The 24,312-nt window shown below is 67.8% G+C and carries 25 protein-coding genes; 17 read left to right on the top strand and 8 right to left on the bottom strand.

Features of this window, described 5'->3' with window-relative positions:
- Positions 1–198 precede the first annotated feature (198 nt).
- From ACN5KJ_RS06935 to ACN5KJ_RS06910, 6 genes are all read left to right on the top strand, one after another.
- Complete coding sequence (locus ACN5KJ_RS06935; protein WP_347166496.1) at positions 199–1,149, top strand: phytanoyl-CoA dioxygenase family protein; 951 nt, start codon at positions 199–201, stop codon at positions 1,147–1,149.
- Between the two features lie 121 nt (positions 1,150–1,270).
- A complete protein-coding gene (locus tag ACN5KJ_RS06930; protein ID WP_418592885.1) occupies positions 1,271–2,761 on the top strand; it encodes a UxaA family hydrolase in 1,491 nt (496 codons plus the stop codon).
- Positions 2,762–2,941: 180 nt separating this feature from the next.
- On the top strand, positions 2,942–4,003 hold the full coding sequence (locus ACN5KJ_RS06925) for a Gfo/Idh/MocA family protein (RefSeq protein ID WP_418592883.1): 1,062 nt from the start codon (positions 2,942–2,944) through the stop codon (positions 4,001–4,003).
- Between the two features lie 12 nt (positions 4,004–4,015).
- Complete coding sequence (locus tag ACN5KJ_RS06920; protein WP_418592882.1) at positions 4,016–4,906, top strand: NAD(P)-dependent oxidoreductase; 891 nt, start codon at positions 4,016–4,018, stop codon at positions 4,904–4,906.
- Positions 4,903–5,628: an SDR family oxidoreductase gene (locus tag ACN5KJ_RS06915; protein ID WP_418592880.1), complete on the top strand. Its 726-nt coding sequence runs from the start codon at positions 4,903–4,905 to the stop codon at positions 5,626–5,628. Before ACN5KJ_RS06920 ends, ACN5KJ_RS06915 begins: the two co-directional genes overlap by 4 nt.
- An 81-nt stretch (positions 5,629–5,709) precedes the next feature.
- Positions 5,710–6,624: a DMT family transporter gene (locus ACN5KJ_RS06910; protein WP_418592878.1), complete on the top strand. Its 915-nt coding sequence runs from the start codon at positions 5,710–5,712 to the stop codon at positions 6,622–6,624.
- 51 nt (positions 6,625–6,675) lie between these two features.
- On the opposite strand, the gene ACN5KJ_RS06905 is transcribed toward ACN5KJ_RS06910, so the two are convergent.
- On the bottom strand, positions 6,676–7,413 hold the full coding sequence (locus ACN5KJ_RS06905) for an SDR family oxidoreductase (RefSeq protein ID WP_418592876.1): 738 nt from the start codon (positions 7,411–7,413) through the stop codon (positions 6,676–6,678).
- Positions 7,414–7,521: 108 nt separating this feature from the next.
- Positions 7,522–9,303: an IlvD/Edd family dehydratase gene (locus ACN5KJ_RS06900; protein ID WP_418592874.1), complete on the bottom strand. Its 1,782-nt coding sequence runs from the start codon at positions 9,301–9,303 to the stop codon at positions 7,522–7,524.
- A 106-nt stretch (positions 9,304–9,409) separates the two neighbouring features.
- Between ACN5KJ_RS06900 and ACN5KJ_RS06895 the strand changes: the two genes are divergently transcribed.
- From ACN5KJ_RS06895 to ACN5KJ_RS06880, 4 genes are read left to right on the top strand one after another with little or no spacing between them, the layout of a single operon-like run.
- Complete coding sequence (locus tag ACN5KJ_RS06895) at positions 9,410–9,874, top strand: hypothetical protein (protein ID WP_418592873.1); 465 nt, start codon at positions 9,410–9,412, stop codon at positions 9,872–9,874.
- Complete coding sequence (locus tag ACN5KJ_RS06890; protein WP_418592871.1) at positions 9,875–10,588, top strand: AzlC family ABC transporter permease; 714 nt, start codon at positions 9,875–9,877, stop codon at positions 10,586–10,588.
- A complete protein-coding gene (locus ACN5KJ_RS06885; RefSeq protein WP_418592869.1) occupies positions 10,585–10,914 on the top strand; it encodes an AzlD domain-containing protein in 330 nt (109 codons plus the stop codon). The genes ACN5KJ_RS06890 and ACN5KJ_RS06885 overlap by 4 nt, the downstream gene beginning before the upstream one ends.
- A 13-nt stretch (positions 10,915–10,927) precedes the next feature.
- Positions 10,928–11,620, top strand: coding sequence for an RraA family protein (locus ACN5KJ_RS06880; RefSeq protein WP_418592868.1), 693 nt, complete (start codon positions 10,928–10,930; stop codon positions 11,618–11,620).
- A 263-nt stretch (positions 11,621–11,883) separates the two neighbouring features.
- On the opposite strand, the gene ACN5KJ_RS06875 is transcribed toward ACN5KJ_RS06880, so the two are convergent.
- From ACN5KJ_RS06875 to ACN5KJ_RS06865, 3 genes are all read right to left on the bottom strand, one after another.
- The gene (locus tag ACN5KJ_RS06875) at positions 11,884–12,774 is read right to left on the bottom strand and encodes a phytanoyl-CoA dioxygenase family protein (protein WP_418592866.1); all 891 of its coding nucleotides are present in this window, start codon (positions 12,772–12,774) and stop codon (positions 11,884–11,886) included.
- A 3-nt stretch (positions 12,775–12,777) separates the two neighbouring features.
- Complete coding sequence (locus tag ACN5KJ_RS06870; protein WP_347166487.1) at positions 12,778–13,716, bottom strand: NAD(P)-dependent oxidoreductase; 939 nt, start codon at positions 13,714–13,716, stop codon at positions 12,778–12,780.
- A gap of 98 nt (positions 13,717–13,814) precedes the next feature.
- Positions 13,815–14,576: an SDR family oxidoreductase gene (locus ACN5KJ_RS06865; RefSeq protein ID WP_347166486.1), complete on the bottom strand. Its 762-nt coding sequence runs from the start codon at positions 14,574–14,576 to the stop codon at positions 13,815–13,817.
- A gap of 118 nt (positions 14,577–14,694) precedes the next feature.
- Between ACN5KJ_RS06865 and ACN5KJ_RS06860 the strand changes: the two genes are divergently transcribed.
- The 6 genes from ACN5KJ_RS06860 to denD are packed head-to-tail and all read left to right on the top strand — an operon-like array spanning position 14,695 to position 20,714.
- Complete coding sequence (locus ACN5KJ_RS06860; RefSeq protein ID WP_418592863.1) at positions 14,695–15,726, top strand: L-idonate 5-dehydrogenase; 1,032 nt, start codon at positions 14,695–14,697, stop codon at positions 15,724–15,726.
- Positions 15,726–16,325: a LysE family translocator gene (locus tag ACN5KJ_RS06855; RefSeq protein ID WP_418592862.1), complete on the top strand. Its 600-nt coding sequence runs from the start codon at positions 15,726–15,728 to the stop codon at positions 16,323–16,325. The genes ACN5KJ_RS06860 and ACN5KJ_RS06855 overlap by 1 nt, the downstream gene beginning before the upstream one ends.
- Positions 16,322–17,698, top strand: coding sequence for an FAD-binding oxidoreductase (locus ACN5KJ_RS06850; protein WP_347166483.1), 1,377 nt, complete (start codon positions 16,322–16,324; stop codon positions 17,696–17,698). The genes ACN5KJ_RS06855 and ACN5KJ_RS06850 overlap by 4 nt, the downstream gene beginning before the upstream one ends.
- Before the next feature lie 9 nt (positions 17,699–17,707).
- Complete coding sequence (locus tag ACN5KJ_RS06845) at positions 17,708–18,835, top strand: fumarylacetoacetate hydrolase family protein (RefSeq protein ID WP_418592861.1); 1,128 nt, start codon at positions 17,708–17,710, stop codon at positions 18,833–18,835.
- Positions 18,832–19,737, top strand: coding sequence for a sugar kinase (locus ACN5KJ_RS06840; protein ID WP_418592859.1), 906 nt, complete (start codon positions 18,832–18,834; stop codon positions 19,735–19,737). Before ACN5KJ_RS06845 ends, ACN5KJ_RS06840 begins: the two co-directional genes overlap by 4 nt.
- A 14-nt stretch (positions 19,738–19,751) precedes the next feature.
- On the top strand, positions 19,752–20,714 hold the full coding sequence (gene denD / locus ACN5KJ_RS06835) for a D-erythronate dehydrogenase (protein WP_418592857.1): 963 nt from the start codon (positions 19,752–19,754) through the stop codon (positions 20,712–20,714).
- 173 nt (positions 20,715–20,887) lie between these two features.
- Here the strand turns inward: denD and ACN5KJ_RS06830 are convergent, their stop codons facing one another.
- Positions 20,888–21,118: a DUF2842 domain-containing protein gene (locus ACN5KJ_RS06830; protein ID WP_418592855.1), complete on the bottom strand. Its 231-nt coding sequence runs from the start codon at positions 21,116–21,118 to the stop codon at positions 20,888–20,890.
- Between the two features lie 212 nt (positions 21,119–21,330).
- Complete coding sequence (locus ACN5KJ_RS06825) at positions 21,331–22,626, bottom strand: adenylosuccinate synthase (RefSeq protein ID WP_418592853.1); 1,296 nt, start codon at positions 22,624–22,626, stop codon at positions 21,331–21,333.
- A 150-nt stretch (positions 22,627–22,776) separates the two neighbouring features.
- Here ACN5KJ_RS06825 and ACN5KJ_RS06820 point away from each other — a divergent pair, with 150 nt between their 5' ends.
- Positions 22,777–23,172: a DUF6524 family protein gene (locus ACN5KJ_RS06820; RefSeq protein WP_347166477.1), complete on the top strand. Its 396-nt coding sequence runs from the start codon at positions 22,777–22,779 to the stop codon at positions 23,170–23,172.
- 192 nt (positions 23,173–23,364) lie between these two features.
- On the opposite strand, the gene ACN5KJ_RS06815 is transcribed toward ACN5KJ_RS06820, so the two are convergent.
- A complete protein-coding gene (locus ACN5KJ_RS06815) occupies positions 23,365–24,312 on the bottom strand; it encodes a 2-hydroxyacid dehydrogenase (protein ID WP_418592851.1) in 948 nt (315 codons plus the stop codon).

Here is a 24,312-nt window from a genome sequence, read left to right as displayed (position 1 = left end):
TCCCCCCGCCGCGCAAGCGGCGCATGATGCCGCCGTGCACCCGCCAGCCGCGCCCCCGACGCGCAGCCACAGGGCGCCACGGGGCCTCGGGCGCGGCCTCGAAACGCCCCCGCCCCTTTCCGAAGGCATGGCCCCCGCGCCCGAAAGGCCCGGTCCGGGCAGCGCCTTCCACCGCGACAGACTGAAGGAGGTCCGTCAATGACGCGCATGCTAACCCCGGAACAGGTCGAGTTCTTCGAGACCGAAGGCTATCTCGTCGTCGAGAACGTGCTCTCCGCCGACACCCTGACGGCGATCAGGGCCGAATACGGCGCCGTCATGGACCGGCTCTACGCCGGATGGCAGGCCGAGGGCCGCGTGCCCGACGGCACCGACCTGGATTTCTGGCAAAAGCTGCTCGCCGCCTATGCGGCAGGCTGCGAGTGGTTCCAGCCCATGGACATCACCCTGCCCGGCTCGAAGATCGAGGCCGACACCCCCTTCCACATCGGCCCGGCGGTGATGCAGATGCTGACCGATCCGCGCCTTCTGGACATGGTCGAGGATCTGATCGGCCCGGAACTCACCTCGAACCCGATCCAGCATGTCCGGCTGAAGCCCCCCAGCCGCACCCTGCGCGCCGGCGAGGCAACGGCCCATATCCAGGCCACCGACTGGCATCAGGACCGCGCCGTCGCCCATGAAGAGGGCGACGATACGCAGATCGTCACCGTCTGGCTCGCCATCGGCGACGCCACCCCGGAAAACGGCTGCCTCAAGGTGATCCCCGGCAAGCCGCAGATGTACCCGCATTGCCCGCAGCGCCAGACCTCCATCGCCGCGGGCTGCCTCGACGAGACGAAAGCGGTCGCCCTGCCGGTCAAGGCCGGCGGCGCGGTGCTCTTCCACCCGCTGACTCCGCATTGCTCCTTCGACAACACCTCCGACAGCTTCCGCTGGAGCTTCGACATTCGCTACAACGTCACCGGCCAGCCCACGGGCCGCGCCCATTTCCCCGACTTCGTCGCCCGCTCCCGCGCCAACCCCGACAGCGAGTTCCGCGACTGGCAGCACTGGAAGCGGCAATGGGAAGAAACCCGCGCCGCCCTCGCCCCGAAGGACCACATCCCCATTCACCGCTGGAAAGGCGACAGCCCCGCCTGCGCCTGACCCTTCCACCCCGATGCCCCCTGGTTTCTTCTGTCCGGAAATATCCCGGGGGGCTCCGAAGGAGCGGGGGCAGAGCCCCCTCCGACGCAACCACCCCCGAGCCAGACCAGACAGGCACGCCATGAACACAGTCCGCCTTTCCGACGCCGACAATGTCGTCACAGCCATCCGCCCGCTCGAGATCGGGCAGGACGGCGCCACCCAGCTGATCCCGCGCGGCCACAAGATGGCCAGCCAGCCCATCGCCAAGGGCGAGGCCGTGCGCAAATACGCGCAGGTCATCGGCTACGCCGCCGAGAACATCGCCGAGGGCGCGCATGTCCACACCCACAACCTCGAGTTCCGCAACGTCGATACCGCCTACGAGTTCGGCACCAACCTGCGCGAGGCCCCCAAGGCCACGACCCGCGACACCTTCATGGGCTATCGCCGCCCCACCGGGCGCGTTGGCACGCGCAACACCATCGCCGTGCTGACCAGCGTGAACTGCTCGGCCACCGCCGCGCGCAAGATCGCCGAGCATTTCACCCCCGAACGCCTTGCCGCCTATCCCAATGTCGACGGCGTGACCGCCTTCGTGCACGGCACCGGCTGCGCCATGGGAGGCGACGGCACCGGCTTCGAACTGTTGCAGCGCACGCTCTGGGGCTATGCCCGCAATCCCAATGTCGGCGCCGTGCTGATGGCCGGGCTGGGCTGCGAGATGATGCAGATCGACTGGCTGATCGAGGCCTATGGCCTGACCCCCGGCCCGCTCTTCCAGACCATGAACATCCAGGACGTGGGCGGGCTGCGCAAGACGGTCGAGATGGGCATCGCGAAGATCGAGAAGATGCTGCCCCTGGTCAACGAGGCGCAGCGCGAGGAATGCCCCGCCTCGGAGCTGATGGTGGGTCTCGAATGCGGCGGCTCCGACGCCTGGTCGGGCATCACCGCCAACCCCGCCGTGGGCTATGCCTGCGACCTGCTGGTGGCGCAGGGCGGCACCGGGGTGCTGTCCGAAACCCCCGAGATCTACGGCGCCGAGCACATGCTGACGGCCCGCGCCGCCTCGCGCGAGGTCGGCGACAAGCTGATCGATCTGATCCACTGGTGGGAGCGCTATACCGCCAATGCGGGCGGCTCGATGGACAACAACCCCTCGCCCGGCAACAAGAAGGGCGGGCTGACCACGATCCTCGAAAAATCGCTGGGCGCCTCCGCCAAGGGGGGCACGACACCGCTGATGGGCGTCTTCAAATATGCCGAACCGGTGACCGCCAGGGGCTTCGTCTTCATGGACAGCCCGGGCTACGACCCGGCCTCGGTCACGGGCATGATCGCGAGCGGATGCAACCTCGTGTGCTTCACCACCGGGCGCGGGTCGGCCTTCGGGTCGAAGCCCAGCCCCTGCATGAAAGTGGCCACCAACTCCGAGATGTACGGGCGGCTTCACGAGGACATGGACGTGAACGCGGGCACCATCCTGTCAGACGGCAAGACGGTCGAGGAGGTCGGCCGCGAGATCTACGAGATGTGGCTGCGCATGGCCAGCGGCGAGAAGACCAAGTCGGAACTTCAGGGTCTTGGCGACTACGAGTTCGTGCCCTGGCAGATCGGCGCGGTGATGTGACGGGCGGGCGATCCGCGGTGACGCGGGACGCCCTGAACAACCGGCGGACCGGGGCTCTGCCGTCGTCATTGTCTCTCGGACCAATGGCGCGACAATGACGACCCCGGGATATTTGAAGACAGAAGAAGACCAAGGGGACGGTATGACGGATCGACGTGGGACGCCTGAGGGCGACAGGGCATGACGGCGCTGCCGATCTGTATCGTGGGCGCCGGGTCCATCGGGCAGCGCCATATCGAGGTGGCGGGGCTCTCGGAGCGGGTGGAACTGGTCGCGGTCGTGGAGCCGGACGAGGGCCTGCGGACGGCTTTGGCGGCGCGGGGGCTGCCGATGGTGGCCGATGTCTCGGAGGTGCCGGGCCATGTGCGCGCCGCCGTGGTGGCAACGCCCACCCCGTCCCATGCGCCCGCCGCGCGGGCCGCACTTGAACGGGGTTGGGCGGTGCTGGTCGAAAAGCCCCTGACCGGCACGCTGGACGAGGGCCGGGCGCTGCTGGCCTTTGCCGAGGCGAAAGGGCTGCCGCTCTATTGCGGCCATCACCGGCGTTGCCATCCCTTTTCCACCGCCGCGCGCGCGGCCCTGCAGCGGATCGGCGCCCCCGTGGGGGTGCAGGCCCTGTGGTCCCTGCGCAAGCACGACAGCTATTACGGACCCGAGTGGCGGCGGTCGCCCGGGGCCGGGCCGCTGATGACCAACCTCAGCCACGAGATCGACCTCTTGTCCTTCTTCTACGGCGAGGCCATCGAGGTCACGGCCTTGACCTCTTCCGCCGTGCGCGGCCTGGCCATCGAGGACAGCGCCGCGCTGGCGCTGCGCTTCGAGAGCGGCGCGCTCGGGTCGATCCTGATTTCGGACGCGGGCGCCTCGCCCTGGGCCTTCGAGGCGGCGACCGGCGAGAACCCGGCCATCGCGCCGTCGACCGAGGACTACATGCGCTTCACCGGCACCAAAGGGGCGCTGGCTTTCCCGTCGCTGACGCTCTGGCAGGCCGGCCAGCCCGGTGAGATCGAGTGGTCGAAGCCGCTTGCCCGGGTGCCCGGAGCGCCCTTCGACCGCGTGGACCCCCTGCGGGTGCAGATCGACCGCTTTGCCGCAGTCGTCGAAGGCGGCAGCGACGACGTGCTCTGCACCGGCGCGCAGGGGCTTGCGGCGCTGGAGATGACTTTGGCCGCCGCGCTCTCGGCGCGGACCGGCAAGCCGGTGGCGCGCGGTGCCCTGCCCGGCGATTTCAACGGTTCCTGAGAGGAGAAGACCATGACCAAACCCCGTATCGGATTCATCGGACTGGGCCTGATGGGCCGCGCCATGGTGGGCTGCCTGCAGGACGCGGGCTACAGCCTGACCGTCCTCGGCAACCGCGACCGCACCGGCGTCGAGGAGGCCGTCGCGCGCGGTGGCACCGAGGCCGCGAGCGCCAGGGCGCTGGCCGAGGCCAGCGATATCGTGATGCTCTGCGTCTCGACCTCGGCGCAGGTCGAGGGGCGCATCTACGGCGACGACGGCGTGCTGGCCGGTGTGACGGACGGCACCGTGGTGATCGACTTCGGCACCTCTTTGCCCGGCTCGACCCAGAAGATCGCCGCTGACATGGCGGCGAAGGGCGCGATCTACCTCGACGCGCCGCTGGGCCGCACGCCCGCGCATGCCAAGGAAGGCAAGCTGAACATCATGTGCGCCGGGGACGAGGCGGCCTACCAGAAGGTCAAGCCGGTGCTCGACGTGCTGGGCGAGAACGTCTTTCACCTTGGCAAGACGGGTAATGGCCACACGATCAAGCTGATCAACAACTTCTTCGCCATGACCACCGCGATGGCGATGTCCGAGGCCTTTGCCATGGCCGATGCGGCGGGGATCGACCGCACCGCGCTGTTTGACGTGATGGCGGCGGGGCCGAACCGCTCCGGCATGATGGAATTCATCCGCAACTACGCCGTCGACGGCAAGATCGACCTTGCCTTCTCGGTCGAGAACGGCGCCAAGGACGTGGGCTACTACGGCACCATGGCGGACGATCTGGGCCGCGACAGCCGCATGTCCCGAAGCACCGTGGCGGTTCTGGAAGAGGCCAAGGGCACCGGCGACGGCGGGCTGATGATCCCCGAAATGGTCGACTGGATGACGAAACACCTCGGAGACATGGCATGAGGCTGGAGGGCAAGTCGGCCTTCGTGACGGCGGCGGGTCAGGGCATCGGCCGCGCCATCGCCGAGGCCTACCTGCGCGAGGGCGCCACGGTCACGGCGACCGACCTGAAGGCGGAGCTGCTGGAGGGGCTGGAGGGCGCGACCTGCTTTGCGCTGGACGTGACCGACAAGGACGCGGTGACGGAAGCGATCCAGAGTGCCGCGCCTGACGTGCTGGTCAACTGCGCGGGCTTCGTGCACGGCGGCACCATTCTGGAGGCCACGGACGCGGACTTCGACTTTGCCTTCACCCTGAACGTCCGGTCGCAGTTCCACACCATGCAGGCCGCCCTGCCCGGCATGATCGAACGCGGCGGCGGCTCCATCGTCAATATCGCCTCGGTGGCGGGCAGCATCGTGGCGGCCCCCAACCGCTGCATCTACGGGGCGTCCAAGGCGGCGGTGATCGGGCTGACCAAGTCGGTGGCGCTGGACTTCGTGACCAAGGGCATCCGCGTGAACTGCATCTGCCCGGGCACGGTGGACAGCCCCTCGCTGCATGACCGGCTTCGGGCCATGGGCGACTACGACGAGGCCCGCCGCGCCTTCGAGGCGCGCCAGCCCATGGGCCGGATCGGCACGGCGGAAGAGATCGCGCATCTCGCGGTCTACCTCGGGTCCGAGGAAAGCGCCTTCACCACCGGACAGGCACATGTGATCGACGGCGGCTGGGCGGTCGGCTGATCCCGGAGAGGGCCGGTTTCTTCGAAAGAAACCGGCCCGCATTCCGTGCCGGAATGCGCCATCGCCTGAAGGAGAACACCCGTGTCAGATACAAAACCCAGGGAAGACCGCACCGGTGCAGGCGTGCTGCTGATGGCGCTCGCCGTCACATGGTTCACCTGCATCGACAGTTCCGCCAAATGGCTGATCCTCGGCGGCATCCCGGCGCTGCAGGTGGTCTTTGTCCGCTACCTCGGGCACACGCTGGTGGCCATCGCCACCTTTGCCCCGCAAGAGGGGCTTGCGGCCTTCCGCTCCAACGCGCCGTTCAAGCAGCTCTTGCGGTCGCTGTTCCTGCTGGGCAGCACAACGCTCAACTTCACCGCGCTGCAATACCTGCCGATCACGGTGACGACGACGATCATGTTCGCGGGCCCCATCGTGGTGACCCTGCTGGCGATCCCGATCCTTGGAGAACAGGTCGGCCTGCGCCGCATCGTCGCCGTCTGCGTGGGCTTCGTGGGCGTGCTGGTGGTGATGCAGCCCTGGGGCGCCGAATTCCACCCGGCCATGCTGCTGACGCTCGGCGCGCTCTGCATGGCCTCGATGTATTTCATCATGACCCGCCTGCTCGCGGGGGTCGAAGGCAACGCGGTCTCGCAGATCTGGTCCGCCGGCATCGCGGCGGCGGCGCTCTTTCCCTTCGTGCTCAAGGGCTGGACATGGCCCAGCGGCGTCGACTGGATCGCCTTCCTGCTGATCGGCTGCTTCGGCGCGCTCGGCCATATCGCCGCGACCACGGCGCACCGCTGGGCCGATGCCTCGATCCTGGCGCCGGTGATCTACATCCAGCTCTTCCTGGCCGCCATCGCCAGCATCCTGCTTTTCGATACATGGCCGACGCTCTGGACGCTGGCCGGGGGCAGCATCATCATCGCCTCGGGCCTCTACATCTGGCAACGCGAGCGCATGGTCCGCAAGGGGGGCGTGCGCAAGCCGGTGCCCGCCACCCGCTGACGCAAAAGGGGCGCGGTCTCCCGCGCCCCTTTTCCACAATGCCGAACCCGCTCAGCCGCGCCCGATATAGGGCATCGCGCTGGCCATCACGGTGATGAACTGCACGTTCGCCTCCAGCGGCAACGAGGCCATGTGCAGCACCGAAGAGGCCACATGCGCCACGTCCATGACCGGCTCGACCGCGATGGAACCGTCGGCCTGCGGCACACCCGTGGTCATCTTCGCCGCCATGTCGGTCAGCGCGTTGCCGATGTTGATCTGCCCGCAGGCGATGTTGTAGGGCCGTCCGTCCAGCGAAATGGACCGCGTCAGCCCCGTCACCGCGTGTTTCGACGCCGTATAGGCAGCAGAGCCCCAGCGCGGCACATCCGACGAGACAGAGCCGTTGTTGATGATCCGCCCGCCCTGCGGGTCCTGTGCCCGCATCCGGGCAAAGGCCGCGCGCGCGCAGATGAACGACCCGGTGGTGTTGATGTCCATGCAGCGGCGCCAGTCCTCCACCGACAGCTCGTCGATGGTGCCGCCCATGACCGAGATCCCGGCATTGTTGAACAGGCAGTCGATCCGCCCCCACTCGGCCAGCGCCTTGTCGAAGGCGGCGTCGACCTCGGCCTCGTTGACCACGTCGCAGGGCAGCGCCAGCGCGTTCTCGTGGCTGTCGGCCATCTCGGCCACCGTCGCCTCGGTGCGGCCGACGATGCCGACCTTCCAGCCCGCCGCAAGGAAGGCCTCGGCGCAGGCCTTGCCGATCCCGCGCGCGCCGCCGGTGATGATGATTGTCTGTGTCATGTCCCCTCCATCCCGGGCAAGCGCCCGATGGTTCTTCTGTCCTCAAATATCCCGGGGGGCGCGCAGCGCGGGGGCAGAGCCCCCTGAAACGCCCCCCGACAGGTGCCGTCAGTGGTTGTCGCGCGGCAGCACGCGGGCGACCTTCTGGTAGGCCGTCGCCAGTTCCAGGCAACCGCCCTCGCCCAGCTGGCCCACGTGGCGGCGGTAGATCTCCTGCCACGGGGTCTGGTTGACGATCTCGGGCGCCTCCCAGGCCTCCTGGCGGGCGGCCCACTCGGCCTCGTCGACCAGAGCGTCCATGCGGCTGGCGTTCAGGTCCAGACGCACGGTGTCCCCGGTCTGCAGATAGGCCAGCCCGCCACCGACCACCGCCTCGGGAGAGGCGTTCAGGATCGACGGCGATTCCGAGGTGCCGGACTGCCGCCCGTCGCCCACGGTGGGCAGATGGGCGATGCCCTGCCTGATCAGCGCATCCGGCGGCTGCATGTTCACCACCTCGGCGGAACCGGGATAGCCGACGCAGCCGACGTTGCGGATGAACAGGATGCAGTGTTCGTCGATCTTCAGATCGGGATCGTTGATCCGGTCGTGGTAATCCTCGGGGCCTTCGAAGACCACGGCCCGCGCCTCCAGCACGCCCTCGTTGCCGGGCTGCGACAGGAAGCGTTTCTGGAAATCCTCCGAGATCACGCTGGTCTTCATCAGCGCCGAATCGAAGAGGTTGCCGGACAGGACCTTGAAGCCCGCGTTCCGGCGCATCGGCGCGGCACAGGTCTTGACCACGTCCTCGTCCATGCTCTCGCAGCCGGCCAGGTTCGCGCCCATGCTGTTGCCGGTCGCCGTCATCGCGCCCTCGCGGATGTGCCCCGCCTTCATCAGTTCGCCCATGACCGCGGGCACCCCGCCGGCGCGGAAGAAGGATTCGCCCAGGTACTCACCCGCGGGCTGCATGTTCACCAGCAGCGGCACGTCGAAGCCGATGGTCTCCCAGTCCTTGACGTTCAGCTCGACGCCCGCATGCCGCGCCACGGCCTGCAGATGCGGCGGCGCGTTGGTCGAGCCGCCGATGGCAGAGTTCACCACGATGGCGTTCTCGAAGGCCTCGCGGGTCAGGATGTCCGAGGGCTTCAGGTCGTCCAGCACCATCTGCACGATGCGCTTGCCGGTCTCGTAGGCCATGGCCATGCGCTCGCGGAAGGGCGCCGGAATGGCCGAGTTGCCGGTCAGCGACATCCCCAGCGCCTCGGCCATGGCGTTCATCGTCGAGGCCGTGCCCATGGTGTTGCAATGCCCCAGCGAGGGCGCCGAGGAACAGACCCGGGACATGAATTCCTCGTAGTCGATCTTGCCCTCGGCCAGCAGGCGGCGGCTTTCCCAGACGATGGTGCCGGACCCGGCGCGCTTGCCCTTCCACCAGCCGTCCAGCATCGGGCCGCCGTTCAGCGCGATGGCGGGAATGTCGACCGTGGCCGCACCCATCAGCATGGCGGGCGTGGTCTTGTCGCAGCCGGTGGTCAGCACGACGCCGTCCAGCGGATAGCCGTGCAGCACCTCGACGAGGCCGAGATAGGTCAGGTTGCGGTCCAGCGCGGCGGTGGGCCGCTTGCCGGTCTCCTGGATCGGGTGGACCGGGAACTCCATCGGCACGCCGCCGGCCTCGCGGATGCCCGCCTTGATGCGGTCCATCAGGAAGACATGGATCTTGTTGCACGGCGCGATGTCGCTGCCCGAGTTGGCAATGCCGATGACCGGCCGCCCGCCCTGGATCTCTTCGCGGGTGAAGGTGCTGTTCTGGTAGCGTTCGACGTAAAGCGCCGTCATCCCCGGGTTGTTCGGATTGTCGAACCACTCTTGCGAGCGGAACCGCTTGTTCGCGCGCGTGTCACTCATGTCTTCTCCTCCGGCGCCTTGGCTGATGTGGCTGCGCCCTTGTGGCAAACTTTCATTTTGGTATACCAAATGCAAGAGGAGTCATACCGCTTTGGGAGGAGGGGTCATGAAAGCAGTCCCGGTTGCGTCGGCCTTGGTGGCGTTTGTCCTGTCCGCGGCCCTGCCCGCCGCGGCACAGGAGTTGACAGAGTGCGTCGCGGCACGGCTCGATCAGGGCAGCCGCCCCGGCGCCTGTGTGGCAGAAGGCCTGTCGGCCTGCGACAGCGAACCTTCGGACATGCCCGCCGTTGCCATGCTCTGCTACCAGAAGGCGCAGGACGGCTGGGGCGACGGCCTCGCCGCCCGCATGGCAGAGGTCCGCGCGACGGCATCCCAGCAGATCGCGGCCCTGACCTCGGTCGAGGTGAAATACGACCTGCTCGGCAAGCTGATGCAATGCGACCGCCTGGAAGCGCTTGCGCTGATCGGCGAGGGCGATGCGCAGGCGATCCAGCGCGACAAGGCCCGCTGCGCCGCCGCCGCGACCGGACTGACCTTTGTGCGGCTGCTCATCAGCGCAAAGGATCTGTAGATGACCCCAACACAGGCTTTCTGGCGCGGCTATCGTGACTGCGCCCCCTTCATCGTGATCGTGGCCCCCTACTCGATGCTGTTCGGCGTCGTGGCCCGGGACGCTGGCCTCGACGTGCTTCAGGCCATGGCCATGGCGGTTCTGGTCATCGCGGGGGCCTCGCAGTTCACCGCGCTGGCGCTCTTGCAGGATCAGGCCCCGGTCTTCATCGCGCTGCTGACCGCGCTGGCGGTCAACCTGCGCATGGCAATGTATTCGGCGGCGCTGGTGCCGCATCTGGGCCATGCACGCCTGGGGACACGGGCGCTGATGGCCTACCTGATGGTCGATCAGGCCTTTGCCGTGGCGGTGCGCACCTACGAGGACAATCCGCAGATGCCCAAAGCGGCCAAGGTCGCCTATTACTTCGGCTGCATGATGCTGATCTGCCCGATCTGGTACGGCTTCACGCTGACCGGCGCGCTGGTCGGACAGGCGATCCCGGCCAGCCTCTCGCTGGATTTCGCCGTCCCGGTCTGCTTCATCGCCCTCGCCGCGCCGCTGCTCCGGACCCTGCCGCACATGCTGGCCGCCGGGGTTTCGGCCATTGCGGCGCTGGCCTTCGCCTGGGTGCCCTGGAGCCTGGGGCTCCTGGTCGCGGCGGCGCTGGCCATGGTGACGGGCGCACAGGCGGAACTCTGGTTGAAGCGCCGGGCTGAAAGGAGTGTCGCATGATCTCGGATACCGCCTTCTGGCTGCTGACCGCCGGGCTGGGGATCGGCACCTTCCTGATCCGCTTCTCCTTCCTCGGACTGCTGGGGGGCAGGCAATTGCCGGACTGGGCACTGCTGCACCTGAAATACGTGGGCGTCGCGGTCTTTCCCGCGCTGGTCGCACCGCTGGTGCTCTGGCCCGAGGCGACGGGCGGCACCCCCGACCTGCCCCGCCTGCTGGCCGCACTGATCGCCTTTGCCGTGGGCCTGCGCGGCAATGTCATCGCCACGATCCTCGCGGGGATGGCGGCGCTCTACGGATTGCAATTTCTCACAGGCTCTTTCTGAAAGGACCACAGCAATGATCGAAGAACCGCCCGTCCTCACCCTGATCGAGGGCTTCCCGCGCCCGACCCAGGCCCAGATCGACGCGCTGAAGGGCATCCCCACCGGATTTGTCTGCGACGCGATGAACGGCCTCGGCTCGCTGGCGACCCAGATCGCCCCCATCGGCCCCGACATCGACTGCGTGGCCGTGGGCCCGGCGCTGGTCGCGGACAACGGCGCCGCCGATATCCTCGCCACCCTCGCCGCCATCGAGGTCGCGCAGGCGGGCGACATCGTGGTTGCCTCGGTCGCGGGCCACCAGGGCTGCTCCGCCTCCGGCGATCAGGTCATGGGCATGCTGAAGAACCGCGGCGCCGCGGGTTTCGTCACCGACGGCCCGATGCGCGACTACGAAGGCATCGTCGAGGTCGGCCTGCCGGCATGGTGCACCGGGCTGAACCCGAACTCGCCCTACGGCAGCGGCCCGGGTACGGTCGGCGGCACCGCCGTGGTGGGCGGCGTCAGCGTCAGCAGCGGAGACCTGATCGTCGCCGACCGCAACGGCGTCGTGGTCATCCCCCATGCCCGCATCGACGCGGTCATCGCCCGCGTGGCAGAGGTGAAGGCGCTGGAAGACGGGCTCGAGGCAAAGGTCCGCAACGAAGGCTTCTGCACCCCGGTGGACATCCAGAAGATGCTGGCCGAAGGCCGCGCCGTGAAAGCCTGAACAGACCCCGGGCGCCGGTGACCGCCGGCGCTCTCAGGTATTTATCTCCAAGAAGAAACCCAAGCCGGCTCTTTCGCACAGACCCGGGTTTCTTCTTGGCCCAAATACCTTAAAGACATGCGCGCCAAACGTGGCACCGTCGAAAAGGCGCGCCCCCGGCCGTACTTGCATCTGTTCTCAGGGCAGTGTCCCCGAGCGCGCGCCTCTGCCTTCTTCCCTGTCCAGATCCTCACCCCGGCCAACCGCGCCTCCCGGCACCCGGTTCAGGCAAAGGCGCTTCGGGCCCCACCCGAGGCCTGGGTCTTGAAGATCGAGGTGTTGTCCTTGGCGGGCGGCAGCGGCATCGTGACCGGCACGTTTGCCAGCCGTAGCGTCAGGCAGGGGGCGCCGGTCACGACACGGTCCTGCAGGTCGGCCCAGAAGCCACGCTGCCCCAGGGCATGGATATAGCTCGAGGCTCCGAGGATCGGCCAGGCGTCGGCGCGGGCCAGTTCGTAGAACAGGATCTTGCGTGCCCGGTCGGACCGATTCGGCGCAGAGCCGTGCAGCGTGCGGACGTGGTGGATGGTCATGTCGCCCGCCTTGCCGGTCAGGGTCACCGCCTTGTCCTGTTCGAACAGCGGATCCTCCGGGTCGACCGCTCCGCAGAACACGCCGCCCGCGTGGTGCGACAGCACCGGGCCCTTGTGGGTGCCGGGGATCACCTTCAGCGGGCCGTTGGCCTCGTCCACATCCTCCAGCATCAGGCCGAAGGCCAGCAGGTCGTCGTTGGTATGCGGGTAGAAGGCCCAGTCCTGGTGCCATTCCACCGCCGCCCCGCCGCCCGGCGCCTTGGTGTTCAGCTTCGAGGTGTTGATATAGGTGTCCGGCCCCAGGAGATCGGTCAGCACCTCGGTCACGCCCGACTGGGTCAGCGCCTCCCAGAACACCGGGTCCTGCTTGTGCGGCAGCTTGATCCGGGTCAGGCGTGGCGCCTCTGCCGTATGGCCGGTGTCGAGATCGTAGACATCGTTGCTGTCGGTCACCTCGCGCGAGGCCTCGATCAGCCGGTTCGTCACCTCCTGAAGGCGCGAGAGCAATGCGCCGGTCACCGCGCCCTCGACCTTGAGATAGCCGTTTTCCGCGTAGAAGTCTTTCTGGTCCTGCGTCAGCATGGCCTATCCTTTCGAACCTGTGTCCGGTTCCCCGGCGGTGATTTCTTCCATATCGATCCCGTTCAGCGCGCCGACGATGTTGGACAGCATCGGCACGTAGTCCTGCCCGGCGCCGATCGCCTCGGCATGGGCAAAATACTGCCGTGCAGCGCCCGCCATCAGGGTCATCATCCCCGCATCGGTCGCCATGGCATTGACGTAGCGCAGGTCCTTCGCTGCATTGGCGATGGCGAACTTGTGGGCGTCGCGGTTGCGGTCCACCACGTAGTTCATGAAGGTGTCGAAGAAGCCGCAACCCATGCGGCTGGGGGCGATCACCTCGCGCAGCTGCGCCGGGCTGATGCCGACCTTCGCGCCCATCACCACCGCCTCGGAGTAGAGCGCCGCGTAGCTCATGGAGAGGAAGTTCATCATCAGCTTCATCTTGTGGCCCATGCCGACCGCGCCCATGTGGGTGATCGAGCCGGACCAGCAGGCGATGACCGGGCGCACGCGCTCCAGCACCGCGGCGTCCGCGCCGACCATGGCATCCAGCTGGCCCTCTTCCGCCTCCTTCGGCGTCCGGCCCAGCGGCGCGTCGACCATGTGGCAGCCCTTTTCCGCCAGGAGTTTCGCCATGGCGAGGGTCGAGGTCGGGTCCGCGGTCGTGGTGTCGATCACCACCAGCCCTTCGCGCGCACCGGCAAGGATGCCGTCCGGACCCGCGATCACCTCTTCGACCAGCGGCGAGTTGGACAGGCACAGGTGGATGATGTCGCAACGCTCCGCCATCTCGCGCGGGGTCCGGACCTCTTCCGCCCCCATGCTCTTGAGGCTCTCGACAGGCTCGCGGTTGCGGTTGCCCTTGATGACCAGCGCGTAGCCGCCCTTCAGGATGTTCTTGGCCATGCCGTGACCCATCAGCCCGACGCCGATGAAGCCCACAACGGGTTTCTCTGTCATGCTCCGTTCTCCTCCCAAATCCCGGTTCGATGTATTGCGCCCCAAGGGACGGCGGGCGGGGCGCCTTTCGCGTCAGCGAAACAGCGTCCGCCCCTCCGTCACAGGGATGCGGTGATGCCGCCGTCCACGAACAGCGTATGGCCGTTGACAAAGCTGGACGCGGGCGCCGACAGGAAGACGCAGGCGCCCACCAGCTCCTCGACCTTGCCCCAGCGCCCGGCGGGCGTGCGCTTTTCCAGCCATGCGCTGAACTCGGCATCCGCGACCAGCGCCGCGTTCAGAGGCGTATCGAAATAGCCCGGCGCGATGGCGTTGCAGTTCAGCCCGTGTTTCGCCCAGTCGGTGGCCATGCCCTTGGTCAGGTTGCCGATGGCGCCCTTGGAGGCCACGTAGGGCGCGATCCCGGGCCGGGCCAGCGCCGTCTGCACCGAGGCGATATTGATGATCCGCCCGGCGCCGCGCTTGATCATGTGGCGCGCAACCGCTTGGCCCACGTAGAAGGCAGAGTTCACATTGGTCCGCATCAGCCGGTCGAAGGCCTCGACCGGGAAATCCTCAAGCGGGGTGCGGTGCTGCATCCCGGCGTTGTTCACCAGGATGTCGATGGCGCCCTTTTCCGCCTCGAAGCCGTCGATGGCGGCGCGCACGCCCTCGGCATCGGTGGCGTCGAAGACCAGTTCTTCGACCGTTGCGCCCTCGGCGCGCAGCGCTTCGGCGGCCTCGGCCAGCCGTTCGGCGTTGCGCGCGTTCAGAACGACAGAGGCCCCCGCCTGCGCCAGACCGCGCGCCAGCGCGAACCCGATCCCCATGGAAGAGCCGGTCACGAGCGCCCGGCGCCCGCTGAGATCGAAAAGTTGCATGTGTCCTCCCGTCCTGCCGCCCGTGGCAGAGGTTGACATTTCGTGCCCGAGCAGACTTGATTGCGCAAAATGGTATACCATTCCGGCGCACATGCAAGGCGCCACCTGGAGGACACCCATGAAAGCGCTTTACGCCCATGCGGCGCGCGACCTGCGCCTGTCGCCCTGTGACGCGGGCGACCCCGGTGCCGGAGAGGTCCGCCTTCGGCTCGCCCGTGGCGGGATCTGCGGGTCCGACCTGCACTATTACCAACACGGCGGCTTCGGCACCGTGCGCCTGAAGGAACCGATGATCCTCGGGCACGAGGTCTCGGGCCATGTCGAGGCGGTCGGCGACGAGGTCGAGGGGCTGGTGCCCGGCGATCTGGTGGCCGTCTCGCCCTCGCGGCCCTGCGGCGCCTGCGGGGAATGTCTGCGCGGCCTGCCGAACCACTGCCTGAACATGCGCTTCTACGGCTCTGCCATGCCCTTCCCGCATATTCAGGGCGCCTTCCGCGAGGTGATCGTGGCCGATGCCGCGCAATGCGTGAAGGCCGAGGGGCTGAGTGCCGCAGAGGCCGCCATGGCCGAACCGCTGTCGGTCACGCTGCACGCGGTGCGCCGCGCCGGTAGCCTCGTCGGCAAGCGTGTGCTGGTCACCGGGTCCGGTCCCATCGGCGTGCTGGCGGTGCTTTGCGCGCGTCGCGCCGGGGCCGAAGAGATCATCGTCACCGATATCGCCGACGGCGTACTGGGTTTCGCGCGCGAGGCCGGGGCGGACATGACGCTGAACACGCTCAGCGACCCCGAGGCGCTGGCCCCGTACCAGCAGGGCAAGGGCAGCGTCGATGTGCTGTTCGAATGCTCGGGCGCCGAACCGGCCCTGCGCGGCGGCATCGCGGCGCTGCGGCCGCAGGGCCTTGCGGTGCAGCTTGGCATGTCCGGCGACATGAGCATTCCGCTGATGCAGGTCACCGCCAAGGAACTGTCGCTGATGGGCTCCTTCCGCTTTCACGAGGAATTCGGAACCGCCGTCGCGCTGATGCAGAAGGGGCTGATCGACGTCAAACCGCTGCTCACGCATAGCTTCGCCTTCGACGACTTCCAGAAGGCCTTCGACACAGCCGGCGACCGCAGCCGCGCCATGAAGGTGCAGCTGGAAATCGCCTGATGCTGACCTTCGCCGCGGCCGTCTTCTTTCTGATCGTGACGCCCGGTCCGGGTGTCCTATCGGCTGCGGGCGTGGGATCGGGCTATGGCTTCCGCGCCGGGCTTCGCTACCTGACCGGCCTCTTCATCGGCACCAATATCGTCGCACTTGGCGTGATTTCGGGCGTGGCCGCCGTGGTGCTGGCGGTTCCGGTGGTGCGCACGGTGCTGATGGTGGCCTCTGTCGGCTACCTGCTGTATCTCGCCTCCAGGATCGCCTTTGCCGGGTCGAAACTGGCCTTCATCGAGGCCAAGACCGCGCCCGGCATCGGTTCCGGCCTGCTGTTGCAGGCGATCAACCCCAAGGCCTATGCCGTCAACACCACGCTTTTCGCGGGCTTCCCCTTTGCCCCGGACAATCTGGCCTTCGAGACCATCGCCAAGCTGGTGATCGTCGCCGCGATCTGGATCCCGATCCACCTCGGCTGGCTCTACGCGGGTGCAACCCTGCACCGCCTGAACCTGTCCGAGACGGCGCACCGCCGGATCAACCACCTGATGGCCGCCTCGATGCTGGCGGTCGTTGCCCTTGCCCTTTACGCCGGACTGACCCCGTCATGACCATCGACACCGCCCTTTCCCGCCTGACCGACCTGCTTGGCGACCGCCTGTCCACCTCGGACGCGGACCTTGCCCTGCACGGCCAGAACGAGACCTACTACGCCGACACCCCGCCGCATGGCGTCGCCTATCCCGAGACCACCGAAGAGGTCTCGGAGATCCTGAAGATCTGCCACGACGAGAACTGCCCGGTGACCGCCTACGGCGCGGCCTCCTCGCTGGAGGGCCAGCACCTTGCGATCCGTGGCGGCATCAGTCTCGACATGAACCGGATGAACCGCGTGCTGGCGGTCAATGCCGAGGACATGAACGCCGTGGTGCAACCGGGCCTGACGCGCATCGCCCTGAACGAGGAACTGCGCGCCACGGGCCTGTTCTTCAGCGTCGATCCCGGCGCCGATGCCTCTATGGGCGGGATGGCGGCGACGCGGGCCTCGGGCACCACGGCGGTCAGATACGGCACCATGCGCGACAACATCCTCGCCATGGAGGCGGTCATGGCCGACGGCACGGTGATCCGCACCGGCACCAAGGCACGCAAATCCTCGACCGGCTACGACCTCAACCACCTCTTGATCGGGTCAGAGGGCACGCTGGGCATCATCACCGAACTGACGGTGAAGCTGCACGGCATCCCCGAGGCCATCTCGGCGGCCACCTGTCGCTTCGAGTCCGTCGAGGATGCGGTCAATTGCGTGATCCTGACCATCCAGTCCGGCCTGCCCATGGCGCGGATCGAGCTGCTGGACGAGATGATGGTGCGCGGCTTCAACCAATACGCCGGTGCGGGCCTGCCCGAGAAGCCGCACCTCTTCCTAGAATTCCACGGCTCGCCCGCCGGTGTGACCGAGCAGATGGAAACCTTCGCCGCCCTCGCCGGGGACTTCGGCGCCGAGGCCATGAAGACCGCCACCACGACAGAGGACCGCAACGCGCTTTGGGCGATGCGGCACAAGGCGCATTACGCCTCCGCCGCGCTGGGGGCCGGCAAGCACATCTGGCCCACGGATGTTTGCGTTCCGATCTCGCAACTGGCAGAGGCAGTGGTGCAGGCCCAACGCGACGCCGTCGCCATGGGTCTGACCTGCACCATCGTCGGCCATGTCGGCGACGGCAACTTCCACGCCGGTCTGTCGGTCGATCCCGGCAATGCCGACGAGATGGCCCGCGCCAAGCTGTTCACCGGCAAGCTGGCCGAAACCGCGCTGCGCCTTGGCGGCACCGTCAGCGGAGAGCACGGGATCGGCATCGGCAAGCAGGGCTACATGGACGCCGAACACGGCCCCGCGCTGGCCTATATGCGCGCGATCAAGCAGGGGTTCGACCCCAAGAACATCCTGAATCCCGGCAAGATGCTGCCGGACAACCACTGAGGAGACGCCATGCTGCCGACATCCAACCCCGATCCCGACGCCCTTCTGATCGGCCGCGTCTGGCGCGAGGGGCTTGGCCCCTCCGTCGTGCGCGTCGCCGGGTCCGCCCTGATGGACATCACCTCGCGGCAGGTGCCCACGGTCTCGGCCCTGCTGGAGCGCGACGACCTCGTGGATTACGTCCGGGGCGCGGCGGGTGAACTGATCGGGTCGCTGGACGACGTGGCCTCTGGCACGCTGAAGCTGCTGGCGCCCTGCGACCTTCAGGCCGTGAAGGCCAGCGGCGTGACCTTCGCCGAAAGCATGGTCGAACGGGTGATCGAGGAACAGGCGGCGGGCGACGCCGACCGCGCCGACGAGATCCGCAAGAAGGTGCAGTCGGTCATCGGCGACAGCCTTTCCGGCATCGAGCCGGGCAGCGAGAAGGCGATGGAGGTCAAGCGCGTCCTGCAAGCCGAGGGCCTGTGGTCCGCCTATCTGGAAGTCGGCATCGGCCCCGACGCCGAGGTCTTCACCAAGTGCCAGCCCATGGCCTCTGTCGGCTGGGGCGATTTGATCGGCCTGCACCCGATCTCGACCTGGAACAACCCTGAACCGGAAATCGTGCTCGCCGTGACCTCGACCGGCAAGATCGTCGGCGCGACGCTGGGCAACGACGTGAACCTGCGCGACGTCGAGGGGCGGTCGGCCCTGCTCTTGGGCAAGGCCAAGGACAACAACGCCTCGTGCTCGATCGGGCCGTTCCTGCGGCTGTTCGACGACAGCTTCGGCATTGACGACGTGGAAAACGCCGAGCTGACCCTGACGGTCGAAGGCGAGGACGGCTTTACCCTGAACGGCCATTCCTCGATGACCAAGATCAGCCGCCGCCCCGCCGATATCGTCAAGCAGACCATCGGCCAGCATCACCAGTACCCCGATGGCTTCATGCTGTTCCTCGGCACGCTCTTCGCGCCCATTCAGGACCGCGACAAGCCCGGTCAGGGCTTCACCCACAAGATGGGCGACGTGGTCCGCATCGAAGAGGCCAAGCTGGGCCAGCTGAAGAACACCGTCCGCCTGTCGACCGAATGCCCCCCGTGGGAATTCGGGGCAGGCGCGCTGATGCGCAACCTCGGCCAGCGGGGCCTGCTGTGAGCCGCCTGCTCTGCGTCGGAGAGATCATGGTCGAGATGGCCCCCGCCGACGGGGGGCTGTTCGGCATGGGTTTTGCCGGGGATACCTTCAACACCGCGTGGTACGCGCGCCGCCTGCTGCCCGATGACGTGGGCGTCGGCTACCTGACCGCCGTCGGCACCGACGCCGTGTCCGACAGCATGGTGGATTTCATCGCGGCGCAGGGTGTCGACGCCAGCGCCGTGCAGCGGGTCCCGGACCGCACCGTGGGCCTCTACATGATCCAGTTGCAGGATGGAGAGCGCAGCTTTTCCTACTGGCGTGGGCAATCGGCGGCCAAGACGCTGGCCGACGACGCGGCGGCGCTGGACGCCGCCTTCGCCGGGGCCTCGGTGATCCAGTTCTCAGGGATAACGCTGGCGATCCTGTCGGACGCGGCGCGCGCCCGGTTCTGCGCGGCCCTGACCCGCGCGCGGGCCAATGGCGCGCATGTCGCCTTCGACACCAACCTGCGCCCACGCCTCTGGGCCGGGCCGCAGGCGATGCGCGACGGGCTGTTGCTGGGCGCAGGCGTCGCCGACACCGTGCTGCCCTCGTTCGACGAGGAACAGATGTGCTTCGGCGACGCGACCCCGGCCGAGACCATCGCCCGTTACCGCGCGGCAGGGGCCCGCACCGTCGTCGTCAAGAACGGCGCCGACCGCTGCCACATCTGGGACGCGGACGAAGGCGAGGCCACCCATGACCCCGCCCCCGTGGCCCGGGTCGTGGATTCCACCGCCGCCGGGGACAGCTTCGGCGCCGGCTTCCTTGCGGCCCGCATGACGGGCGCATCGGCCCTTGAGGCCACGCAGCAGGGCGCGGCGCTTGCGGGCAAGGTGGTGCAGAAACGCGGCGCGTTGGCGCCGGAGATTTTCGAATAAACGGAGGAGAGACAATGAAGGTTCTTATCATCGGCGGCGGCGGTCTCGTCGGTCAGAAACTGGCGCGCAAACTGGCCGAGCGCGGCACCCTGCGCGGTGAAACCATCGACACGATGGTCCTTGCCGACATCGTCGACCCGCAGCCGGTCGAGGCCGGTTTCACGGTCGAGACCGCGGCCTGCGACATCGCCGACCCGGCATCGCTGGCGGCGACCATCGACGACAAGACCGACGTGATCTACCTGCTGGCCGCCATCGTCTCGGCACAGGCCGAAGAGGATCTGGATATCGGCCTCAAGGTCAACATGATGGGCACGCTGAATGTGCTGCAACGCTGCCGCGAGCTGGGCACCAAGCCGGTGCTGGTCTTCACCTCTTCGGTGGCGGTGAACGGCGGCGAGGTCGAGCAGCCCTACAACGACCAGACGCTTCTGAACCCGCAGACCTCCTACGGCGCGCAAAAGGCCATCGGCGAACTCTTGGTCAACGACTTCTCGCGGCGCGGTCTGGTGGACGGGCGCGGCTTCCGCCTGCCGACGATCTCGGTGCGTCCCGGCAAGCCCAACCGCGCGGCCTCGGGCTTCATGTCGTCGATCTTCCGCGAACCGCTTCAGGGCGAGACGGCGAACTGCCCGGTGGACGAGGACTTCAACCACTATTACCTCAGCCCGCGCAAATGCGTCGAGAACCTGATCAAGGGCGCCGAGATCCCCGAAGAGAAGCTGGGCAAGAACCGCTGCATGATGATGCCGGGCCGGGTCTGGACGATTCGCCAGATGATCGACGCCATGACGGCGGTCGTGGGCCCCGAAGCGGCAGAGCGCATCACCTGGAACAAGCAGCCAGAGCTTGACGCGATCCTCGCGGGCTGGCGCATGGATATCCGCGCCGACAAGGCAGAGGCGCTGGGGCTGGAAGCCGACGCCAGCTTCGAGGACAACATCCGCTACTTCCTCGAAGACGACATCGCCAAGTGATGCACCCCGGGCGCCCGTCAGCGGGCGCCCTCCGGGACGGCGGGCCGGGCCGCGGCGCTGAGTGGCCCTCTGCCCCGCGCCGAACGCGCCCAGCCGCGCAGAGGCGACCCCAACACTAATATGAAAAACGTACCGCCTCGCCGCGCCAGGCTCCGGCAGGGGCGCCCTTGCCCTTACTTGTCGGACTTGTCGGCCTCCGGATCGGCCTGCCCCACGCCCTTGAAGACGAATTTGAACGGCAAGGCCCAGAGGAAGCCCAGCCCCACGTAGACGAGGAATTCCACCGCGATCGAGGGCCGGTCCAGCCAGTTCACGATCGTCACCGCCGCCACGATATAGGCGGGCAGACCCACCAGCAGGATCACCAGCGACCAGCGCCGCCGCGCCTTGTAACTCAGGGCCATGGCCTGTCTCCCGTTGCGCGGACCGGCATGACGCCCGCCCGCGTTCCTGCATTCCGCGCCCGCATCGGCGCGCCACCTGCGACGCCGCGCAGGCCAAGCCTGCACAGCACCGTCAATCCAACCCGGCAGCGGCGGCCGGTTCGCGACGCCGCCCGGGACCGGGCCGCGCCAGAGTGTCGTTGCGGGGTGGAGTCGCCCCCACCCTGCCGCGCTCAATCCGCGAAGGGATCGGTCACGAGGATCGTGTCGTCGCGTTCCGGCGAGGTCGAGAGCAGCGCCACCGGGCAGCCGATCAGTTCCTCGACCCGGCGCACGTATTTCACCGCAGCGCCCGGCAGGTCGGCCCAGGACCGCGCGCCTTCGGTCGATTCGCTCCAGCCTTCCATCTCTTCGTAGACGGGCGTGCAGCGCGCCTGTTCCTCGCTGGCGAAGGGCAGGTAATCCAGCCGCTTGCCGTCCAGCTCGTAGCCGACGCAGATCTTCAGTGTCTCGAAACCGTCGAGCACGTCGAGTTTGGTCAGCGAGATGCCGTTGACTCCGCTCGTCGCGCAGGTCTGGCGCACCAGGGCCGCGTCGAACCAGCCACAGCGCCGCTTGCGGCCCGTGACGGTGCCGAATTCGCGCCCGCGCTCGCCCAGCCGCTGGCCGTCGTCATCGTCCAGCTCGGTCGGGAAGGGGCCTTCGCCGACGCGGGTGGTATAGGCCTTCACGATACCCAGCACGTAGTCGATGGCGCCCGGCCCGATGCCGGTGCCCGTGGCCGCCTGCCCGGCGATCACGTTCGAGGAGGTCACGAAGGGATAGGTGCCGAAGTCGATGTCCAGCAGCGCGCCCTGCGCCCCCTCGAAGAGGATCCGCGTGCCCGCCTTGCGCTTTTCGTTCAGCACCTTCCAGACCGGCGCGGCATAGGGCAGGATCTGCTCGGCGATCTCGCTCAGCGCGGCGATCAGCGCCTCGCGGTCCACCGGCTCGATCCCCAGCCCCTTGCGCAGCGGGTCGTGGTGCTGCAGCGCGCGGTCCACCCGCGCCTCCAGCGTCGCCCGGTCGGCAAGATCCGCGACACGCACCGCGCGGCGGCCGACCTTGTCCTCGTAGGCGGGGCCGATGCCGCGCCCGGTGGTGCCGATCTTGGTGCCCTTCGAGGCCGCCTCTTCGCGCGCCCGGTCCAGCTCTCCGTGGATCGGCAGGATCAGCGGCGTGTTCTCGGCGATCATCAGCGTCTCGGGCGTGATCTCGACGCCCTGCTCGCGGATCGTCGCGATCTCCTTCACCAGGTGCCAGGGATCCAGCACCACGCCGTTGCCGATCACCGACAGCTTGCCGCCGCGCACCACGCCCGAAGGCAGCGCGTTCAGCTTGTAGACCTTGCCGTCGATGACAAGCGTATGACCCGCGTTGTGCCCGCCCTGAAAGCGGCAGATGACGTCGGCGCGTTCCGACAGCCAGTCCACGATCTTGCCCTTGCCCTCGTCGCCCCACTGAGCGCCCACGACAACCACATTCGCCATATCGGTCCCCTTCTTTGCCGGGAAATGTCTGCAAACCCGCGCCGGTATAGTCGCCGCGCGCCACGGGTGAAACCGCTAAATCGCGGCAAGAGGCTGGACAGGGGCGAATGAAGAGGGCAGCAAGGCAGCGATCCGAACGGGAGCCCGCCCATGTCCTTCACCCTTCGCTGGCTTTTCGCCTTCCTCCTGCTGGCCGCCACCTACAATCCGACGCGGCTCAACTTCCTCCGCTGGGCAGAGGCCAACTGGTCCACGCAGATGCCGCTGGTCGTGCTGGCGGCGCTGGTCCTGCTGGTGGGCTACGTGATCTACATTCGCGCCACCCTGCGGTCGATCGGCGCCTCCGGCATGCTGCTTGTGCTGGCCCTGGTGGGCGCGATCCTCTGGGTGCTCTGGGACTTCGGCCTCGTCAGCCTCGACAACCCCGGCTTCGCCACATGGCTCGGCATCCTCGCGCTCTCCATCGTGCTGGGCGTGGGCCTGTCCTGGTCCATCATCCGCCGCCGCCTGTCCGGTCAGGTCGACATGGACGACGTCGAAGAATAGCGCCACACCGGCCCCGACGCCGCGATCTGCACCGTCGGGGCGAGGGGCCAGCCCCTCGCGCTCCCCGGGATACTTCCGGACAGAAGAAACAGGGGACGGCCCGCCCCTTCTTCTGTCCACAAATATCCTGGGGGTCCGGGGGTGAAACCCCCGGCAGGTCGCCTCGCCCAAGCGAGGCGAAACCCTGTCCGATCAGTTCACCGCGGTCGGCAGCGCCGCGCCCTCCAGAAAGGCCCGCACGTTGGCCAGCTGCAACAGCGCCATATCGCGCCGGGTCTCGACCGATCCGGACCCCTGGTGCGGCTGCAACACGACGTTCTCCAGCTTCAGGAAGCGCGGATCCAGATTGGGCTCGTTCAGGAAGACATCCAGCCCGGCCCCGCCGATCCGCCCCTCTTCCAGCGCGTCCAGCAAAGCCCCCTCGTCGACCGTCGTCCCGCGCGAGATGTTCACCAGCACGCCGCGCGGCCCCATGGCGTCGATCACCTCCTTGGACACGTAGCCCTCGGTCGCCGATCCGCCGACCAGAGCCACGACAAGGAAATCCACCGCGCCCGCAAGGCTCACCGGGTCGGCATGATAGGTCCAGCCCGGCGTCTCCTTCTCGGAGCGCGAATGGTAGTGGATCTCCATCTTGAAGGCCGCCAGCCGGTCCGCGATCTCACGCCCGATCCGCCCCAGCCCCACGATTCCCACCGTCGAGCCCGAGACCTTGCGGTTCAGCGGAAGCTCGCCCTTCTTCGCCCAATCGCCCGAACGCACATGCGCCTCACCCAGACGCATGGTCCGCGCCTGCGCCAGCAGCATCGCCACGGCAAGGTCCGCCACATCGTCCGACAGCACATCCGGCGTGTTCGTCACCTTGATGCCCCGCGCGCTGGCCGCCGCCACGTCGATGGCATCGTAACCCACGCCGTAATTGGCGATCACGCCAAGGTTCGGGAAAAGGTCCATCTCGGCCCCGCCAAAGGGCTTGTGCCCCTTGTAGGCCACCGCGCGAATCGCCCCGCGCTGGCCCTCGGGCACGCCGGACATGGCATCGGGGCCGTCCACAAAGGTCGCGGGATAGGCCTCGGCGAGGCGCGCGCGCTCGTCTTCCTTGAAGCTCGCGCCAGAGATCAGCAGGACAGGGTCAGTCAT

The sequence above is a fragment of the Ponticoccus sp. (in: a-proteobacteria) genome (assembly GCF_048381735.1).
The sequence above is the reverse complement of the archived record's forward strand: the minus strand, read 5'-3'. Positions and strand labels throughout refer to the sequence as shown.

What these genes read in the sequence shown, in the direction of transcription:
- ACN5KJ_RS06930 (WP_418592885.1), top strand. Translation starts at nt 1,271, where the DNA reads ATGAACACAGTCCGCCTTTCCGACGCCGACAATGTCGTCACAGCCATC.
- ACN5KJ_RS06925 (WP_418592883.1), top strand. Translation starts at nt 2,942, where the DNA reads ATGACGGCGCTGCCGATCTGTATCGTGGGCGCCGGGTCCATCGGGCAG.
- ACN5KJ_RS06885 (WP_418592869.1), top strand. Translation starts at nt 10,585, where the DNA reads ATGATCTCGGATACCGCCTTCTGGCTGCTGACCGCCGGGCTGGGGATC.
- ACN5KJ_RS06850 (WP_347166483.1), top strand. Translation starts at nt 16,322, where the DNA reads ATGACCATCGACACCGCCCTTTCCCGCCTGACCGACCTGCTTGGCGAC.
- ACN5KJ_RS06830 (WP_418592855.1), bottom strand. Translation starts at nt 21,118, where the DNA reads ATGGCCCTGAGTTACAAGGCGCGGCGGCGCTGGTCGCTGGTGATCCTG.
- ACN5KJ_RS06890 (WP_418592871.1), top strand. Translation starts at nt 9,875, where the DNA reads ATGACCCCAACACAGGCTTTCTGGCGCGGCTATCGTGACTGCGCCCCC.
- ACN5KJ_RS06875 (WP_418592866.1), bottom strand. Translation starts at nt 12,774, where the DNA reads ATGCTGACGCAGGACCAGAAAGACTTCTACGCGGAAAACGGCTATCTC.
- ACN5KJ_RS06825 (WP_418592853.1), bottom strand. Translation starts at nt 22,626, where the DNA reads ATGGCGAATGTGGTTGTCGTGGGCGCTCAGTGGGGCGACGAGGGCAAG.
- ACN5KJ_RS06935 (WP_347166496.1), top strand. Translation starts at nt 199, where the DNA reads ATGACGCGCATGCTAACCCCGGAACAGGTCGAGTTCTTCGAGACCGAA.
- ACN5KJ_RS06870 (WP_347166487.1), bottom strand. Translation starts at nt 13,716, where the DNA reads ATGACAGAGAAACCCGTTGTGGGCTTCATCGGCGTCGGGCTGATGGGT.
- ACN5KJ_RS06900 (WP_418592874.1), bottom strand. Translation starts at nt 9,303, where the DNA reads ATGAGTGACACGCGCGCGAACAAGCGGTTCCGCTCGCAAGAGTGGTTC.
- ACN5KJ_RS06855 (WP_418592862.1), top strand. Translation starts at nt 15,726, where the DNA reads ATGCTGACCTTCGCCGCGGCCGTCTTCTTTCTGATCGTGACGCCCGGT.
- ACN5KJ_RS06920 (WP_418592882.1), top strand. Translation starts at nt 4,016, where the DNA reads ATGACCAAACCCCGTATCGGATTCATCGGACTGGGCCTGATGGGCCGC.
- denD (WP_418592857.1), top strand. Translation starts at nt 19,752, where the DNA reads ATGAAGGTTCTTATCATCGGCGGCGGCGGTCTCGTCGGTCAGAAACTG.
- ACN5KJ_RS06880 (WP_418592868.1), top strand. Translation starts at nt 10,928, where the DNA reads ATGATCGAAGAACCGCCCGTCCTCACCCTGATCGAGGGCTTCCCGCGC.
- ACN5KJ_RS06865 (WP_347166486.1), bottom strand. Translation starts at nt 14,576, where the DNA reads ATGCAACTTTTCGATCTCAGCGGGCGCCGGGCGCTCGTGACCGGCTCT.
- ACN5KJ_RS06845 (WP_418592861.1), top strand. Translation starts at nt 17,708, where the DNA reads ATGCTGCCGACATCCAACCCCGATCCCGACGCCCTTCTGATCGGCCGC.
- ACN5KJ_RS06895 (WP_418592873.1), top strand. Translation starts at nt 9,410, where the DNA reads ATGAAAGCAGTCCCGGTTGCGTCGGCCTTGGTGGCGTTTGTCCTGTCC.
- ACN5KJ_RS06815 (WP_418592851.1), bottom strand. Translation starts at nt 24,312, where the DNA reads ATGACTGACCCTGTCCTGCTGATCTCTGGCGCGAGCTTCAAGGAAGAC.
- ACN5KJ_RS06905 (WP_418592876.1), bottom strand. Translation starts at nt 7,413, where the DNA reads ATGACACAGACAATCATCATCACCGGCGGCGCGCGCGGGATCGGCAAG.
- ACN5KJ_RS06915 (WP_418592880.1), top strand. Translation starts at nt 4,903, where the DNA reads ATGAGGCTGGAGGGCAAGTCGGCCTTCGTGACGGCGGCGGGTCAGGGC.
- ACN5KJ_RS06860 (WP_418592863.1), top strand. Translation starts at nt 14,695, where the DNA reads ATGAAAGCGCTTTACGCCCATGCGGCGCGCGACCTGCGCCTGTCGCCC.
- ACN5KJ_RS06820 (WP_347166477.1), top strand. Translation starts at nt 22,777, where the DNA reads ATGTCCTTCACCCTTCGCTGGCTTTTCGCCTTCCTCCTGCTGGCCGCC.